The organism is Roseimaritima sediminicola (assembly GCF_009618275.1).
In the GTDB taxonomy this organism is placed as follows: domain Bacteria; phylum Planctomycetota; class Planctomycetia; order Pirellulales; family Pirellulaceae; genus Roseimaritima; species Roseimaritima sediminicola.
The window spans coordinates 16,095-33,613 of record NZ_WIAD01000017.1; the positions used below are offsets into that span (position 1 = coordinate 16,095).

A 17,519-nucleotide genomic window follows, 5' to 3' on the forward strand; every position below is an offset into this window, starting at 1 on the left:
GTTGGACGTATGGGGAGTTTAGAAGTTTCTGACTCTAACGGAAACGCGGTTACTGGCCCGCCGTTATTGGCTTATAATGGATCCGAAGGAGCTCCGTCCGCATTTTGGCTAGTGGTACGGTCCCCTCCCGCCTTCATCCCACCTCATTCTTTCCCGCCCCCTGTTTGGCGACGAAGGGTTGCTTGTGAATACCGTGTATGATTTCGGTTTGATTCGTCGTGCAGCGATGCTGTGGATCGGCCTTGTGCTATTGGGAGGACCAGCGGTTCAGGCCCAGCAGGAACCGGCCCAGCAGGAAGCCGAACCGCCGGCGGTGGACGCCGAAGGTGCGGCCTTCTTTGAACACGAAGTCCTGCCGATTCTGGAAACGCATTGTTTTTCCTGCCACGCCGAGGAAGAGGCCAAGGGCGAGTTCCAGCTGGATACGCGCAGCCGCTTGATTCGCGGCGGGGAAGCGGGCGCGGTGGTCGATTTCGAAGATCCGGAATTCAGCACGTTGCTCGAAGCGGTGCGGTACGAAGGGTACGAGATGCCGCCGCGGGGCAAACTGCCCGACGAGCAGATCGCGATCATCGAACGCTGGGTCGCGATGGGCGTGCCCTACCCCGAAGACCGGTTGGGGAATGAGAACGAACAACGGGTCGAGGCACCCGGTGCCCGGATCACCGACGCCGACCGGGCGTTTTGGTCCTTCCAGCCGCTCAGTGATCCGGTGCCGCCGACGCCGATCGATAAAGCCTGGATGACCAACGCCGTCGATGCCTTTGTGGCCGCGCGCCGCGAAGACGCTGATCTGCGTCCCAACCCGCCGGCCGACCCGGTCGCGTTGCTTCGCCGCTTGCACTACGACCTGACCGGGCTGCCGCCCTCGGAGGAATTGGTCCAGCGGTTTGTCGCCGATCCTTCGCCGCAGGCCTATGAACAAATCGTCGATCGCTTGTTGGCCTCGCCCGAGTACGGAGAACGCTGGGGGCGACACTGGTTGGACCTGGTCCGATATGGGGAAACCAATAGTTACGAACGCGACGACGCCAAGCCCGAAGTCTGGCGGTACCGCGACTACGTGATCGACTCGTTCAACCAGGACAAACCTTTCGATCGGTTCGCCGCCGAACAGCTAGCCGGCGACGAGATGGAATACAGTCCCGAACGGTTGATCGCTACGGGGTATTACCGGTTGGGGATTTGGGATGACGAACCGGCCGATCCCAAATTGGCGTTGTACGACGATCTGGACGATCTGGTGGCCACGACCAGTCAAGTGTTCTTGGGATTGACGATCAACTGTGCTCGATGCCACGAACACAAGATCGATCCGATCATGCACGCCGACTACTACCGGATGCTGTCCTTCTTTTCAGGCGTCCAACGCTACGGCGTGCGAGGCGCGCAATCGGTGGCTCAAGCGTCGCTGCGCCCCTTGGCTCCGCCGGCCGATGCCCGGGCCAATCAAGCGGCCGTCGATCGCTATCGTGGCCAGCTGACGAAATTGAATAAACGCATCGAGGCGATCGAGAAAAAGCTGAAGCCGACGCTGGAGAACGTGGAGAAGGACGATTACCCGCACGAGATGAACCGTCCGGCGATCGCCCAAACACGGATCGGAACCTTGTTCAGCGAAGCGGAAGTCAAGCAGTACGGCGAAGACTTGACGGCCCGGCGCCAACTGAGACGCAACAAGCCTCGGCAATTGGCCAAGGCGCTGTGCGTGACCGAGGTCGGCAGCGAAGCCCGGCCGACGTTCGTGTTGACCCGCGGCAACCCGCATGCCGAAGCGGAACCGGTGACGCCGGGCTTCCCGGTCGTGCTGGGCGGCCAACAGGCCGAGTATTCGCCGCCGCCCCACGGCGGCACTTCGGGACGCCGCACGGCCCTGGCCCAGTGGATCACCGATCCGGAGGCTCAGCCCCTGACCGCTCGCGTCACCGCCAACCGGCTGTGGCAGTACCACTTCGGCCGCGGCCTGGTCCGCACGCCGAATGATTTTGGTTTTCAAGGTAGCCCGCCGACGCATCCGGAACTGCTGGATTGGCTGGCCAGCCGGCTGGTCCAGCACGACTGGCACATCAAACCGCTGCACCGGATGCTGGTCATGTCGAGCACTTATCGGATGAGTTCCGCGATGCGGGACGAGGCTTTTGCCGTGGATCCGATCAACGACACCTATTGGCGATTCGATCCGCGACGGTTGAGCGCCGAAGAGATTCGCGATTCGATGTTGGCGGTGTCGGGACAATTAAACCTGTCCAAGCATGGTCCCAGTATGTATCCGGTGATCGAACCGGAAGTGATGGCCGGGCAGAGCCGGCCGGGGCACGGCTGGGGCGACAGCAGCCCGGCCGAGCGGGCGCGGCGCAGTGTGTACATCCATATCAAACGCTCGTTGTTGGTGCCGCTGCTGGCCGCCTTCGATGCTGCCGACGCCGATTTCACCTGCCCGGTGCGTTTTGCCACCACCCAGCCGACGCAGGCCCTGGGGCTGTTGAATGGGCGGTACGCTCGCGAGATCGCCGACCGCATGGCGGACGACATCCTGCACGACGCCCCCGATGCGACGCTGGACCAGCAGGTCGGCGAGGTCCTGCGCCGCGTGACCCAGCGTGAACCCACCGCCGACGAGCTGGACCGGGGCATCGCGTTTGTCGAAGATCTTCGCGACGGGCACGCGAGCGATCCGCGGACGTCGCTGGAATTGTTTTGCCTGTTGGCTTTGAACCTGAACGAATTCGTGCATCTGGACTGAGAACGATCATGGATAAGAACCATCAATTCTGTGGACGCACCCGCCGCCAGATGCTGTGGGAGCTGGGCTGCGGCTTTACCGGAACGGCCCTGGCTGGACTGCTTGGCGGCGACGGATTTTTGCAAAGCCAAGCGGTCGCGGCCGACGGCCGCACGCCGTTCGTCAATCCGCTGCGGGCCAAACAACCACCGCTGCCGGCCAAGGCCAAGAACGTCATCTTTCTGTACATGTACGGCGGCCCCAGCCATATCGATACCTTCGACTACAAACCGTCGATGATCGGGATGGACGGCAAGACGATCGAAGTCAAAACCTTCGGCCGCGGCGGACATCGCAACCAGGGCCGGATCGTCGAGCCGCGCTGGAAATTCAAACAGTACGGCCAGTGCGGCAAATGGGTCAGCGACCTGTTTCCGAATTTGGGAACCTGCGTCGACGACATCGCCTTCCTGCACTCGATGACCGCCGATTCGCCGATTCACGGTTCGGCGATGCTGCAGATGAACAGTGGCCGGATCCTCAGCGGTAGTCCCTGCCTGGGGTCTTGGGTCAATTACGGTCTGGGAACGGTCAATGAGAACCTGCCCGGGTTTGTCGTCATGCTGGATCCGCGAGGTGGGCCGATCAGCGGCGCGAAGAACTGGAGCAGTGGTTACATGCCGGCGCACTATCAAGCGACGGTGATGAAAAGCAAAGGGACGCCGATCCTGAACCTCAAGCGGCCCGAAGGCGTCAGCGACGCGGTGCAGCGAAATCTGCTCGATACGCTGCGCGATTACAACGACCAACACGCCGCGGCGCGGACCGGCAACACCGATCTGGACGCGCGCATCGCCAGTTATGAGTTGGCCTATCAGATGCAAGCGACCACGCCCGAAGCGGTGGATCTGGCCTCGGAGGACCAGCGAACGCTGGACATGTACGGCATGAACGATCCCACCAGCGCGACGTTCGGCAAGCAGTGCTTGATGGCGCGGCGATTGGTCGAACGCGGTGTGCGCTTTGTGCAAATCTATTCCGGCGGAGCGCACAACGACGACAACTGGGATGCGCACACCGACATGGAACGCAACCACAACCTGCACGCGGCCGAAACCGACAAACCGATCGCGGGCTTGATCAAGGACCTGAAGCAGCGCGGGATGTTGGATGAGACGTTGATCGTATGGGGCGGTGAGTTCGGTCGTCAGCCCACGGCCGAGTACGCCGAAGGCAGCGGCCGCGACCACAACGCCTACGGGTTCACGATGTGGATGGCCGGCGGCGGAACCAAGGGCGGCGTCAGCGTCGGCAAAACGGACGAACTGGGAGCGGCCGCGGTCGAAAACCGCTTCCACGTCAAGAACCTGCACGCCACAATCCTGCAGTTGATGGGCCTCGATCCGAACGCCCTGACGTACTTCTATGGTGGTCTCGATCAACGCCTGGTCGGCGTCGCCGGAGCGCAGTCGATCCCGGAAGTGATCGCCTGAGGGACGCCGAAGACGATAGATGGACCTGGTTGTGCCCGTTAGGCATGGCGGTCCGCTTTCAGCGGGCGGGGGTGTCGTGCGCTCGGGGAGTCGACAAAGCGGGCCCGCATCTGTGCCAGGGCCGGGCCGCGTGTAGCGGAGCTGTTTTTCGTTTTGTCCGCGGAAAAAAGTTGCAATGCGAGTGGGGGTTGGTTATCACAGCCATCAGCTGTGGAACGCCCTCGATTGGCAGGTTGGTCAATATTTGACAGCCGTTGCTAACTGCCCGACGATAACGGACGATGATGAGCTGCACGGATACAAGCAAGTCCAGGGTTTCCCAGTGGTATCTTGGCGTGCTACTGATTATGCAGGCAATTTTGCTAGGTATTATTAGTTGGGAAACCGGCCCCGGCTGGGACGAGTGGTCTCATCTCCCCAGTGCCCTGTATACTATCCAGTATGGTAGTTATGTACCCTATAGTGTGAATCCGCCGCTAGCGAGGATCTGGAGCGCTATTCCCGTTTGGATGACCGGGGGAGGGATTGTAGGCGTACACATAGCAGAGGCGCCCGGAGCACGGCCAGAGTGGACGCTTTCGCACGTGTATGCTCAGCAGCATGGCGAGCGAGTCTTTTACTGGGTGTCGCTTGCACGCACCGCGATGATTCCCGTCGCCTTGCTGGGCACTTATCTAATATGGAACATCGGGCGTCGGTTCTATGGAGCAAAGTCTGGATCGCTGGCGGCAACTCTGTGGGTGTTATCCCCCACGGTGCTGACTTTTGGAGCATCCATTTCCCCGGATGTTACTGCAGCCGTATTCGGCTTGCTCGCCGCTTGGCGGTTGTATATTTGGCTGCGTTTAGGCACCGACTGGTCGGCCTTCTTGCTGGGCATCGCAAGTGGCTTGGCAATGCTAAGCAAAGCCTCCTGGCTAATCCTGCCACCGATTATTGTTGGGCTCACGTCGTGGTATGCCTACAGGGCCCGAAAGCACTGGGTTTGGGGGAAACGACTGAAGCAGACCGGCGTGGTTGCTGGCACGTGCTGGTTGTTCATACACGGCGGTTATGAGTTTCAGGGAGTCCTGCGCCCTCTCGGCGATTTTGAATTTGTCAGTCAAACGCTGAGGGGCGATACCAGCGAGGGAGATATTTCCGCAGTATCCGCCAATCGATTCCGTGGTTCTTGGCTAGCCCGGCTACCCGCTCCTTTGCCGGCTGACTACATACGTGGGATTGATATTCAGAAACGCGACTTTGAGGGTCGGATGGATTCGTACTTCCTCGGACGGTGGCGTGACCATGGCTGGTTGCACTATTACGCGGTGGCGGTTTTTTTGAAAGAGCCGCTGGCAATTTGGGTGATTGCGATTGCCGGTTGGGGGTGGCGGTTAGTAAGCCGCACGCGTGTGTCAGAGAGTCGGACGGCCCGTGTCTCACAGTTGCTTGTTTTCGCGCCCGGCATAACGATGTTCGTGTTTGTTAGCTGCCAAACAGGCTTCAATCATCACTTACGCTACGTGCTCCCCTTTTTTCCTTGTCTGTATCTGCTAGTAGCGGCACCCTTGTCACGGATTAGCCGCCCTCTGGCTTCGGTTTGCGTAGGGCTTGCCTGCTGGTATGCCGTCAGCAGTTTGTCGGCCATGCCACGCACCTATTCTTTCTTTACGGAAGCAATCGGTGGCAGCGAAAACGGCTGGAAGTACATTGGAGATAGCAATCTCGACTGGGGGCAGGATTTGCTGACGGCAAAGCGATGGATCGAAGCCAACCCAGGTAAACGCCCCGTTTACATGGTTTACGACGTGCGCACAGATTTTAAGATGTTAGGGATGGAGGCGGTTGATGGACGCGGCTTTGTCACGCCGGAGGGGCCCACTCGCTCTGGGTGGTGGATCGTTACTCAATATCCCCTGCTGAGAAACGAAAATCGCTGGTTTCGCAAGCATTCGCCAACTGAGAGGCTGTCCGTGACTACCTCTGTATTCCAAATTACAGACGCCCCAGAAATCGCTCCGCCTTCTGCTAATGAGCCGCAAAGGTAGTTTTAACGGATCGTCGTAGCGACAGGCGGAAGCCCGCTTCTTGCAGGTGCCTTCCCTGCGAAGGACTCAATACTTCGCAACCCGATAGGAATTGCTAATGAATGACAAGAGGCCGGCTTGGCATCTCCTGCGTTGGATACCGGTTACCATCCTGTTGGCCGCGGCGGTAAGTAAAGCGTTGTATGCGCCTGAGTTTGTTTCGATGGGAGGCCTACTGTCATTCCCTGCCGTGCTGCTGGGAGTGGTTTTTGTTGAGTTTGCCTGCGCTATAAGCATTGCGGGGTTGGGGGTGCGTGCTTCCTGGGCGGTTACTGTATCCCTGTTCTCTGGGCTGTTTCTTGTGGCCGCTTATGCGCAGTTTAGTGGAGTCAGTTGTAATTGCTTCGGTGGAAAAGTTCCCCCGGTTGCGAGTTTAGTCGTGGATGTGGGTGTGCTGTGCCTGTGTCTAGCGTTTCGCCCCGTCGCTCCTACAGCCAGGCAACCCACGACATCCGTTGTTCTTATTCTTGCTGGCGTGCTTGGTATTGGGGGTGCCGCATATGTGAATTACCGACTAACGACGGTCGATCGAACGGATCCGCTGAAATTCTTGCTTGCCGGCCAGCTTGTCGGTCGCCTGTGGCCACTGGATTCTAGCAGGCATCCCCAGCTTGAAGTGTTAGAGTCCGGAAGCTGGCTTGCGGTTGTCATTCGCCGCGACTGTGAGCACTGTAAATTAGTTTTGGAAACGCATTTTAAAGATCCGCAGCGTCATCGTCCGGGCGAGCGTACGGTCTTGTTTGTGGCCGGGGAAAACGATTGGCCGTTTTCTCTGGACACGATCCAAAATCGTGCTGAACCAACGGGCGTATTGAAGTGGGAGCAGGCGGCTCCGTTTGTTGCAAGTCCGGCGGTTTTTGAGATCGATGAGGGTAGGATTACCCGTGCTAGCGATGGCCAGGCTGCCGACGAGTTTCTGGAAACGCTGTTCGCCGGAGATCACTCAGGCAAGTCCCGGTGAACGATGGGGCGATCCGGGGTTTCTGTAAACAGGTACCAGTCGATGGATTTTTCGGAGCATGTCGTTAGGAATTACCATTCTGCGTTTGCGTCAGGTCTCGCCGCGGCTGATCACCACCACCAAAGGTTGTCGTTGCCAGCTTTTCCTTGGGCCTTTTTCTCAACGAAAATACAATTGCAGCCGTGGCGAAAGCAGGATTGGACGTGAAGCGGCGTCGGCTTGCGCAACAAACTCTCTTGTCACGGTCCGAATAAAAAATTGACACGGGGGGGGCGATGCCTTAGGTTGCTCGACACATGCTCGTTTCGGATACGGGCGTGCTATGTTTACGTCGTCTATGTATGATGGAGAGTCAGAAATGCTTCGAAACCTGTTGTGTCTATCGATTGCCTGTGTCGTGTCGTATTATTCCGTTGCCACGGCGACGAGGGGGGACTTTCGCGAGTTGACCGTCGCAGAGCAGGAGGCTGTTGTCGGGCGCGGGTACGACATGGATTGTGAAGACCAGCCCTTTGGTAAGTGTGCTGCGAATGGTAAGGCGCGTCCTGGACTGATCGCTTGTCCTCCTGGCACGGCGGTTGGTGCATCGTGCGGCCAACCGGCATGGTGTCCTGGTGGCCAGCCGCACCGCGGGTGCACCAAGATTACTGCCTACGGGTTCGACTGTGTTGCTAAAACATCGAACTGCCCAGGTTCGGAGACAGCATGCTCGGCAAATGGGACGTGCGGTGGCACTGTGGATTCGACTGCCTGTGGAACGTATCCTGACTGCGATAACTAATTAGGTATTGGGGGCCTCATGCGGCGGAGGGGCTAAGTCGCAACATCGCATGCGGTAACTCCGAGAACACGTTCTGCCACGGCGCCAGTCGTGGCACTCAGCCAAGGTGTTTTTTAAAGTTTCGTCGCTAAGCAGGTAGCGGTTCAATTCTCCAACTGTCAGGCGGGTCCATCTGTGATGGGGCAAGCAAGCCTTGTTTTGGGAGGGTGCTGCTAGCTAGCCGCTGCAATTGCTTACAACTCAGGTTCATCGGTGTTATGTGGCCACTATACATTTGCTTTATTTTCACAGAACCTCAGCCGGCTCAACATGGGCTGACACCGAAGGTCATATCAGCCGGGGTCGAGCAGCAACAGCAGAGCTATCTAGACACTGCCTTTTCCTATCAGGCGACAATGCAGCCTGAGGGAGATGGGGCGGAAATCAGCACTAACATCTTCTCGGTCTTGCGCAGCAATGGCGCTGGCGAGCGAGCTCCGTGGCGGAAGTGGGAGAAATATCTGAGTGTCGAGGAATTGGACGGAGAGGAGTTGCTGGTCGAGTATTACGCGTTTAACGGACAGCAGTTCGCAAAGTTTAGCAGGAATTACGGAGAAGGAGCCCAGCATGCTGCGACGAGTTGGCCAACCGAACAAGTTGTGCACTACCAAAAAAATGTGTTCGATGAGGTGTTAGTAACGGATTTGCTAGGGGTTCCTCGGTATTTAGATCACCATCGAACGTTCTATAAGAAGAACTTTTCGTCGTATGATATTCGAATTGTTGAGGTCGCTGAAAACCGCGTTTCCGGCCGAGATGTGGTTTTACTTGCGTATTCCAATCCGGATTTAGGAGTGGAGTATCAAGTGGGGGTAGCGTTGCCCGAGTGCATTATCGTGGAGTATGTCGCGCAAAAGCAGAGCGATCCGGCAGTACGCTACGTCGCGTTTGAAGTGACGGAGATCGGAAGTGATTCAAAGGGGGCCTATCCGTTGGGCGGCACCTACCATGAGACCAATGTGTCAGGCGATGAGTCGCTGGATTACACGTTCTCGGTGACCGAAGTTCGGCGACTGAACGCGAGCGAGCATCGAGAAACCTGGGTCCCCGACTGGCCCCCTGGTAGCAGCGGTTATGACATGGCTCGCGGGGTCAGGATTCAAATACCTTCGGATGTTCGGGAGATGGAAAGAGCACAGATATTGCGGCTTGCGCAATCGACAGGTGCCGCACGGTTTGGCGGTACGGCTCGAGCATGGATCGTTCTGGTTAATGTCGTAGCAGTGCTAGGTGTAGTGTGTTTTTTGTTCATCAAAAGGCAGAAATCACGGTGAACCGCAGGCGGCAGAGATGGCTATCAGCCAGATTGTAGTTGGGCCGCTGGGTGTGTTGGCGAAAGTGGTTGCGATGTTTTGTAGAGGGTGTCGATTAAACAGTTAGTCCGGAAGAACTTTGGGCATTTCTATGGTGGTGATTAGCAAGCCTACTCGAAATTTTCCACTTGCGTCTCTGACGTGCTGGCTCCTCGGCCTGTTGGTGGGTCTTCAAAGCAGTGTTGGTTTTGCGCAAACGAGCCTTCCCAATGTTAAGTGCGGCAGAGATTCTGCATATCTCGTCTTTCAACGGCTGGGGTTCGAGAAGTCAATTGAATCGGTAGATCGGGCTCTAGACTATCAAGATCAGACTTCGCTTATTCAGCTGCGGGGGCTGTTCGAGTCTAATGGGCTGGAATGTGCCGCGATAGCCGTTAGCACCAGCGAGATGCAACAGATTGCTTCGTCTCTCCAGGGCTGGCATACCGGAGCGGCTGCAATCGCGGCGATTCCTCTGCCAGGAAAACCGTACGCTCACTTTGTCGTGGTTCTGGGCGGGGACAAGGATTCGATGCAAATTATTGATACTGCGGGCGGTGGCAGGGTGGAACGGGTGCAGTATGCTGATGCACGTTTTGCGGATGTCCCTGTGCTGGTCGTGGGGTCACCATACGCGGTGAGGCGTGTCGTGGATCCGACGGTATTTGACTTTGTATTCGGTGCGATCACTTATGCAATTTCTTCCTACTTTTTCGCGCCTCTACTGCTTTTGCTCGCTCTGATAGGGGCCTTTGCAGGGCGAGCCAAGTTAATGTTACCGGGGATAAAACGTGAGACGCGTCAAAAAGTTGTCCGGGTCGTGGTAGGGACCGGCATCCTGATCGGCGTGGGTGTGATCGTCATGATCTTGATTGTACCGGAAGGCAGAGGGTTGGAGCCTGTCCAGCGGGCCGTTTCCATGGGCGCGGTTCCCCTGGGAACGACACAGACCGTCGCCGTCGCGGTTCGAAACAGCAGTGACGAGATGGTTCTTATTGATCAAGTTCTGGGGGGGTGTAGTTGCATGACGCCATTAGACTTCGAACGCCGTGTAGCACCCGGTGAGGAGATAACGATCCCTGTAGAAATATTGGTTGAAAGTGTCGGTGTCACCGCATTGAACCTCGCGGTGATCCCCCAGGACGGCCGAGAGTTTGCTGTGACGATTAATTACGAGGGGGTGCAAACCAGTCGGTTGGAGCCAACACAGTTCCAAACTGCGAGCTATCCTCTCGGGCGTAAGTCGAGGCAGATATTCGAGCTTGCAGTTGTCGATTATGAAGGCCCCCCTCTACCCGTGCGCGCCGAAACCCTTAGTGGGCATGACACCGTGCATGTCAAGCTCCTTGACCCGCAGGTGATCTCAGAGTCGGGGACTTTGCGGTTGGAAGTATCTTGCAGTCCTCAATCAGAGATTGGTGTCTTTACGTCGAAGCTGCGGATATCGAGTGTCGTCGATCACCCGAAAATGGGCTTGTTGTCATATATCGTAAACGTCCACGGCGATTTTGCCCCGGCCGTGTCGGTTTCGCCAGAGGTTTTGGTCCTTAGTGACGATCAGTATGGTCCGCCTCAGATTCGAATATCGTCTTTGGTTGGGGGGCTCGAATCACTTCAGGTTACCAGGTCCGGGGCCGCCAGTTTGAGTTTTCGCCCTCATGTCACAGGCGATTCAGGCCAGGTGAGGCTTACCTTGAATGACATCCAGTATTCGGGGGAAGAAGCGGCGTATGTTGTGTTGAAGCTAGCTGGTGGCAAGGAGAAGATCAGCATTCCTGTTCATTCCCTTGGAAGTGTAGGGCCATAACGCGGCAGTCGTAAACATCCTGGATCTGGCAGGGTGTCTGGTCAACATGACGACCAGGCAGCAGAAAGCGGGAAATGCGTCGTGCTGGAAGCTCATTCACGACACATCCTAAATGCTCGGTCGTTTCAGATCGGTGGTGTGATAACGCAGACAATTCTAATGCGATTGCTATTTGGGGGTTCGGTTATCAATCGAAAAACGACATTCCAGATAGGTCAGTGCACTCCTGAAGAAATCGGCTAAGACAATTTTCTTTCCCGCTGCGTGATCCCGGGGCTGGTAGCTAATTGGTATTTCGACAATTGGCGTTCCATGACGAAGTAACTTACTGTTTATTTCAGCACACAACTCAAACCCAGTGCTTCGCAGATTCAGGGTGTCCATGAGATCTCGTTGCACCATTTTATAGCAGGTGTGTGGGTCGGTAAGCCACTTGCCGAATAGCAGGTAGGAAAGCAGGGCTAATATTTTGACGCCCCAGAAATTGAGGACCGCTCCGCCGGTTGCGCGGCCGCGGCCCAGGTACCGCGACCCGTAGACCGCTGGCAATGAGCCCTGTTGGGCCGCTGTTAGCATTTCTCGCAAGTCCTGTGGATCGTATTCCAGGTCAGCATCTTGGATCACTACCCACCCACGGCTCGCTGATTGCAGGCCCGTTCGCACGGCGGTGCCTTTGCCTCCGTTTTCTTTTAGAGATATAACCTTTAAATCCAGCGTAGACTGGACTTCTCGGATCAGTTCTAAAGAGCAATCCGTCGATGCGTCGTCGACAACGATTATTTCGGCGTCGGGCAGTATCTCCCGAAGGCAATCCAGCAGCTTGACGACGGTTTGCTGTTCGTTGTAGCACGGCACGACAATCGACAATTCCGCGGTCTGTAATTTCGGTGAGGCATAGGACATAATTAGTTTTGTCGAATCTCAAGGGCGGTTGGCTATAACAGTGTCGGAAGTTCTAGGCGTTGTGGCGTTCCTTCAATCGATTTTGATAACGGCCCATAGTCTACGCGATTGCGTATCGCGGAACAACAAATCGCACCCGTCCAGCCGTGCTGTCATTTGGTCGTAACCGCATGCAGTCGATCGTTGTCGCCTGCTTCGATTACGGCATCATACCGAAGTGCGTGGCCACCTGGTTTCGCGCCCAGGATGTAGTGATAACCGTAAGCCGGTAGGTCCGCGATGTGGGCACGGCCATCGCATCAAACTTAGCACCCGGATAACGCAATATGTTCAGCTGAGGCAAAACGCGGTGATGGGCCCTTTTTGAACTGTCGCTAAAATCTGATTCAATCGATGTCCGGAACATTTTCTTGTTTTTGCGTTAGCCGCCTCTCCCAGTAGTTGGCAACATCCTGTTCATTCAACTCGTATATATAGATGGTGTATCCAAGGATTTCTTTGACCTCGAATTCCCTGAAGTACTCATAGCCGCTAGAGTGTTCAATTAAGTTCCGGGCAAAAATCGCATACCGGCCAGGCTTAGGTCCGAATTTCGTGCGATCTAAACCCTCGGAACTGAGGGCGTCCGCGCTAGCGACGTAACCCCTCGGAGGCTTTTCCTTGGTTAGTCCCAGCCTTGATAGATCAAGTAAATCTAAGGAATACGCAATTCCGTCGAGTGGCTTGTCGGGATTTGACGCTGACCACCTTGACAGCAATAGGATGTCCTGCCCCCAATCGATATTACTGTCGGACAAATGGTATTGCCCGTAGTGCGAGCCACCAATCAGCAAGCTAAAGAAGGCGTGGCTGTGCGGGTAAACCCACATGCTCCGCGAAATTGAAAACAGCACCAAGCACAGCACGGCATAACGCAGCTTCTGGCGATTGCCACAGTATTGCCATACTTTCCCCATCCAAACAATCACCATCGGATAGGCGGGCAGCACGTAACGCAGGTGATGGTTGAAACCCGTTTGTGAGCTTACTAGCAAAAATAAGACGGCCGATGGAGCGAGCAGGACCACTTCTTCGCTGCTCAATTTGCTGCGTATAGTAATAGCTATTGCTGCCAAAAACAATACAACAAATCCTAACGGCTCTTTAACCAGCATGCCGTATGCGTAGTAGTACCACCAGCCTCTGTTTCGCCATTTCCCGCGAAGATAGGATTTGTATCCTCCTTCAAAGTCAAGTTTTTGTCGATCGATACCCAACACATAATTGCTTGGTAAGGGGGTGGGAACGGCGCCAATTATACTAGAAGAAAAACGGTTTCCATAATGACCATCAGCCGCGTTGCCTCGTAGCGAGGCGCTCACAAATTTATGACCACCAAGTCTTGTCAATGTGCCCTCAAAGCCATAACCAAGATTGAGCACGGCCAACGCGATCGCATGTAAAATAACGAGCAAGAACGTTTGTCGCAGAACCTCTTTCTTGCTCAATTCTTTTCTTCGCCGGAAACATGTTGCGGTCCACAACATCACCCATACTCCGGGCAGAATCACCCAAGTGAACTTGGATAATTCGGCTAGTCCAAGCAGCAGGCCTGCGAGATAGGTTGCTAGAAGACAAGGTTTCCGTAGCCAATTTAAAAATCCGTAGACTGCACACAATCCAAGAGCCGCGGCGCAGGTATCGGGCGTAATCATCTGGGCATTGGTTAGCACCAGGGGCGAAAAGCTCCAGATTGCGGCGCAGAAGGTACCCGCTCCTCCTTGATAAAGCCGGTTGCCCCAAACAAATATCACGGTGAGTGCCAAAACGCTCCACAGCACGCTTGCTAGGCGGGCAACGGTTAAATACCAAAAGGCATCTCGTCCGTATCGCGTCCAGAGCATGCTTCCTGCAAAAAATTCAGGTCTCTCGGTTGACCCCTCTGCAGTTTTCGCATCGATGCGAGGCCACTCGCAAAGTGATAGTGGCCACGTGGCAACGACCCTTGCCAATGGCGGATTGACTCTGTAAAGCGTCGTGTCGCCGGTTTGCCAGAAGCTTAAGCCCGCTGGGAGGTGGCCCACTTCATCCACTCCAGGCCCATGAACCCATGCGCCGTAGCCCAGCAGGCAAGCGTGGACGGCAATAAGCATGAATAAATGGATCGAACGCCTGCGATAGAGATGGAACATATCAAGAATACCTGCCACCAAATCCATTGGCCTCTATATCGGAAAATTGGTCAATCAGCCATGAGGCCACCGTAGTAGGCTCCAATCGAGGCCGTCCAGCTAGGCACTGTCGAGTTAGCCGTTGCCACAAGCACGTGTGCATGAATTGCGCGGCGTAACTTTGTGTAGACGGCATGCCCGAGACTTCACCAATCGCGCACGGCTTGGTTGTCAGGGTTTGCAGCAGGGTCGTGAATCGTTCCCTCGCTTCGGCGGGCATCGGTTCGTATTTCAGCTTTCTCCAAAAGCGTTCGATCGAATTGAGTTCGGAGCTATACGGCGAAAGATGGTAGGTAAGCAGACCTCGCTCCGCCCAACGCTCCAGAGACGGCCTGAAAACGCTGCCAGTGTGACAAAAGGCGTTGTCGAAGATCACAACGGTTGTTTGTTCGATTGTTCAATCGTCTCGCATGCGTCGTCCATGATCGCGATGACCGTTTGGGCGTTGACGTAACCTTTGTGCGGATACGCTTGCGTGGTTTCGTTTGGGTACTCAAAGCCAAGCGTAGGGAACCACTCCTTTGAGCGAGAAGCCCGCCTCATCGAAATGCACAACATCTAGCGGGGCCCAGAAGGCAATCCAGCGAACTCGTCTTCGGCAAGACGCGGATTGATCATTAGTCCCCTTTTTTACGGAGACTGCGTTGGAATCGCTTCCAGCTTAGATTGATTCTCCGAGCGCAACGCGCGTCGCTTACGACGATGGCATGCCCCCGCATCCGCGTGTAGTGATGGGGTGCTCCCTCCAGAGGGCAATCAAACGCTCGCGCGGTTGCTGGTTTTCGACCTGAGCGAACACACTTGCTGGCCCCTCGCTCACGGATCTTCTCCAACCCATACCGCGAGGAAATCGCCATGCGTAAGGCATCTGATCATCAGACTGCTTGCTAGCAAATGCGTAAAGATTCCCCATTGGACTATGCCTGCAAGCCGTTTAACGAATTCATGAAAATACACCCGCTCACGTGCTTAGGAAAAAGACTCAGCGCTATGGACTGATCTAAACCCGTGTCGTGGAGCGAAACCTGCCCATAGGAAAGCCATCGAACAGCCTGAAGTACCGGCTACTCAGTCCGAAACAAGTTCGAATTGTTTAACTCACCGACCGCGCTCGATAGGTCAAGTAAAAACCAACAGCAAGCAGAACAAATGCTCCGGTCAAGGCCGCGAAACGCCTCCAGGTGGAGCCAGAAGGTGGCGTGAGGCCATAATAGGCTAGCTCAAACTCTTCATATGGAACTTCGGTAAACTCAAATTTATCGAATGAAACAGTTCGGCCGTGTGACTCCTTTCCCCTAGTCTCGACGCCTGGGAGGGAATCCGAACCTTGCCGAAGATACGTCTTTGTGCCATCAACCGAATCCTCCCCGACATACTTAAGAGAGTAGTTGACAATGCTCCAATCGTTGTCCGCATCAAGGATGAACTTCGAAGACGCGATTGTGAGTGCGTCTGGCGGCGCGCTGCTAATGTCCCGAGTTCGTAACTCAAGCTGCCAAAGCTTTTTATCGCTATCAATGTCGTGACGCTGCAGGCTGACGATCTCGCAATTTTCGACTAAGGTATCAACCGGCGTAGCACCCGCCCTCAGGGGGTAAATGTAGTCTGAGGTTAGTGTTCTAGGGTTCTCTTCGGTACTTGACTCCAGAGATCCCGACTGAACATACTTCTCAAGCTGAAAAGACCCTGGCTCGCTCCGCCCCGATAAGGCGAAATGGTAGCTACTGTTTTGTCCCCGCACCTTGCGTGTGTTAAGCGACCTAGGCTGAAAATCATGCCTGAGGTAGGTTGTGTCTTCAGTGGCGTGTTGCTCGCCTCGCGATTTGACGACGACCTTCAGTGTAACTTGCTTTCCCTTGGCAACTGCATGGTCGGTGATTTCAGCTCGAAAATTTTGGTATTTCTCGCGCAGCTGTTTCCAAGAAGACTTTAGCTCTGTCAGGGCAGCCTGGTCCACCTCAGGCTCCTGTGAGCTCACCGGCAGAGCGAAACCACACATACCCAACAAAAAAAAACATTTGACCCAGTTAAGCAATGCGTCACCTCTGCCTCAATTTGCCTATCTCGCAAACCGCCCAGCAGGCGCAGGCGGTTTAGTTCTCAAGCGACTTTGGGATATAAAAGCGAACCTAGCTGCACGTTCCAATGCACATCCCAGTATTTGCGTCGGGCCTAGCAGGACACCCATCACACCCCGAGCAAGAGAACGACCAATAACCCTCGCAGCGACATCGCACGGACGCGCCACCCCACAGCGTGTAAGAGGTACAGCTACAACTGTTTGAGCAATACCCAACCGAGGCCTGGGCGGTGGCTGGCCATAACACAAACGCAATCGCGAGCATCAGAGCTGCGAGAAAACAGGCTCTTCCAGCCAACAATTGCAAAGAACGGTATCGCATTACCTTGACCCCTAAAGAGAAACAAACGCAAATTAACCAGCAAGGATCTTCACTGAATCCAAGGACACTCAGAACTTCAGAGGAACAACCACACGCTGCCCCTGCTTGAGCTCAAGCACAAGATTAACGGCTTCAGCACCACCAACCTCACCACGAAAAACAACATCCTTAAAACCAAGCCCATCGATATCGGCCCGATCTGGCGACACAGACCTGCACGAGCAGTCGGTTGTTATCCTTTCAATGCCCACCCTTCTCGCGGTCAAATTCCTCAGTCGCACCACGGCACTGGTCGTGTCGCCCGGCGCAGAGTCCAGCGACAGGACATGAGCGGAAAAACTGCGGCCGAACGTCGCCTGCACGCCTGACGCAAGGGACCCATAGCGATGAGCCAGGAACGCGCCGACGCCAAAGCAAAGCAGGGCGGCAACCGCGACCGCAAGGAGAAGCTCCCTCGCTAAGTGCTTTAGCGGCGAGGCTAAGCGACTTAACGATGCGACGCTGAAACTCATCTTTGATCGCCCCGTCAATTTATTGGACCGTTTTTTTGTGTCTTGATCGTATCCAGTTTGATCGCGGTGTCAACATTGAATTCAAAGTGATTTTGCTTTTTTGCCTCGTCAGTTTCAAGGGCTTGGGTGTCCTCGTAAATGACCGACAGTGCGAAACGCATGGAAAAGAGGGGTGCGTCTCAGGGCAATCGCACGTTCACGCCCCAGCTGCACTTTAGGCGAACAGCTACCACCGGAAAACTGATGTAGGCACAAAAAACTGCACTTTAGGCGAACAGGTACCCGCGGCAACTTGATATAGGCGGGAAAAAGTCTCAATCTACGCCCG

The 17,519-nt window shown here is 55.5% G+C and carries 11 protein-coding genes; 6 read left to right on the forward strand and 5 right to left on the reverse strand.

Translation table 11 applies throughout. The features are described 5' to 3' along the window. Positions 1–184: 184 nt before the first annotated feature. From GE027_RS10580 to GE027_RS10605, 6 genes are all read left to right on the forward strand, one after another. Positions 185–2,743, forward strand: coding sequence for a PSD1 and planctomycete cytochrome C domain-containing protein (locus GE027_RS10580; protein ID WP_153557163.1), 2,559 nt, complete (start codon positions 185–187; stop codon positions 2,741–2,743). Positions 2,744–2,751: 8 nt separating this feature from the next. Then, positions 2,752–4,215, forward strand: coding sequence for a DUF1501 domain-containing protein (locus GE027_RS10585; RefSeq protein ID WP_153557164.1), 1,464 nt, complete (start codon positions 2,752–2,754; stop codon positions 4,213–4,215). A gap of 584 nt (positions 4,216–4,799) precedes the next feature. Next, entirely contained in the window at positions 4,800–6,245 is a 1,446-nt protein-coding gene (locus tag GE027_RS10590) for an ArnT family glycosyltransferase (RefSeq protein ID WP_162006673.1), read from the forward strand. 97 nt (positions 6,246–6,342) lie between these two features. Next, on the forward strand, positions 6,343–7,245 hold the full coding sequence (locus GE027_RS10595) for a hypothetical protein (protein WP_153557166.1): 903 nt from the start codon (positions 6,343–6,345) through the stop codon (positions 7,243–7,245). A 1,038-nt stretch (positions 7,246–8,283) separates the two neighbouring features. Then, positions 8,284–9,339, forward strand: coding sequence for a hypothetical protein (locus GE027_RS10600; protein WP_153557167.1), 1,056 nt, complete (start codon positions 8,284–8,286; stop codon positions 9,337–9,339). A 130-nt stretch (positions 9,340–9,469) separates the two neighbouring features. Beyond that, the gene (locus GE027_RS10605; protein ID WP_153557168.1) at positions 9,470–11,164 is read left to right on the forward strand and encodes a DUF1573 domain-containing protein; all 1,695 of its coding nucleotides are present in this window, start codon (positions 9,470–9,472) and stop codon (positions 11,162–11,164) included. A gap of 168 nt (positions 11,165–11,332) precedes the next feature. Here the strand turns inward: GE027_RS10605 and GE027_RS10610 are convergent, their stop codons facing one another. From GE027_RS10610 to GE027_RS10630, 5 genes are all read right to left on the reverse strand, one after another. After that, positions 11,333–12,067 (reverse strand): glycosyltransferase family 2 protein, encoded by a 735-nt coding sequence (locus GE027_RS10610; RefSeq protein WP_153557169.1) that lies wholly within the window; start codon positions 12,065–12,067, stop codon positions 11,333–11,335. Between the two features lie 386 nt (positions 12,068–12,453). Next, entirely contained in the window at positions 12,454–14,265 is a 1,812-nt protein-coding gene (locus tag GE027_RS10615) for a glycosyltransferase family 39 protein (protein WP_153557170.1), read from the reverse strand. After that, positions 14,240–14,653 (reverse strand): transposase, encoded by a 414-nt coding sequence (locus GE027_RS23735; RefSeq protein WP_162006674.1) that lies wholly within the window; start codon positions 14,651–14,653, stop codon positions 14,240–14,242. The genes GE027_RS10615 and GE027_RS23735 overlap by 26 nt, the downstream gene beginning before the upstream one ends. Positions 14,654–15,370: 717 nt before the next feature. Beyond that, positions 15,371–16,312: a hypothetical protein gene (locus GE027_RS10625; protein ID WP_153557171.1), complete on the reverse strand. Its 942-nt coding sequence runs from the start codon at positions 16,310–16,312 to the stop codon at positions 15,371–15,373. A gap of 435 nt (positions 16,313–16,747) precedes the next feature. Next, the gene (locus GE027_RS10630; protein ID WP_153557172.1) at positions 16,748–17,191 is read right to left on the reverse strand and encodes a hypothetical protein; all 444 of its coding nucleotides are present in this window, start codon (positions 17,189–17,191) and stop codon (positions 16,748–16,750) included. Between the last annotated feature and the right edge of the window lie 328 nt (positions 17,192–17,519).

Coding starts and splice junctions, on each gene's coding strand:
- GE027_RS10615 (WP_153557170.1), bottom strand. CDS start 14,265: ATGGATTTGGTGGCAGGTATTCTTGATATGTTCCATCTCTATCGCAGG.
- GE027_RS10605 (WP_153557168.1), top strand. CDS start 9,470: ATGGTGGTGATTAGCAAGCCTACTCGAAATTTTCCACTTGCGTCTCTG.
- GE027_RS10610 (WP_153557169.1), bottom strand. CDS start 12,067: ATGTCCTATGCCTCACCGAAATTACAGACCGCGGAATTGTCGATTGTC.
- GE027_RS10630 (WP_153557172.1), bottom strand. CDS start 17,191: ATGAGTTTCAGCGTCGCATCGTTAAGTCGCTTAGCCTCGCCGCTAAAG.
- GE027_RS10595 (WP_153557166.1), top strand. CDS start 6,343: ATGAATGACAAGAGGCCGGCTTGGCATCTCCTGCGTTGGATACCGGTT.
- GE027_RS10600 (WP_153557167.1), top strand. CDS start 8,284: ATGTGGCCACTATACATTTGCTTTATTTTCACAGAACCTCAGCCGGCT.
- GE027_RS10585 (WP_153557164.1), top strand. CDS start 2,752: ATGGATAAGAACCATCAATTCTGTGGACGCACCCGCCGCCAGATGCTG.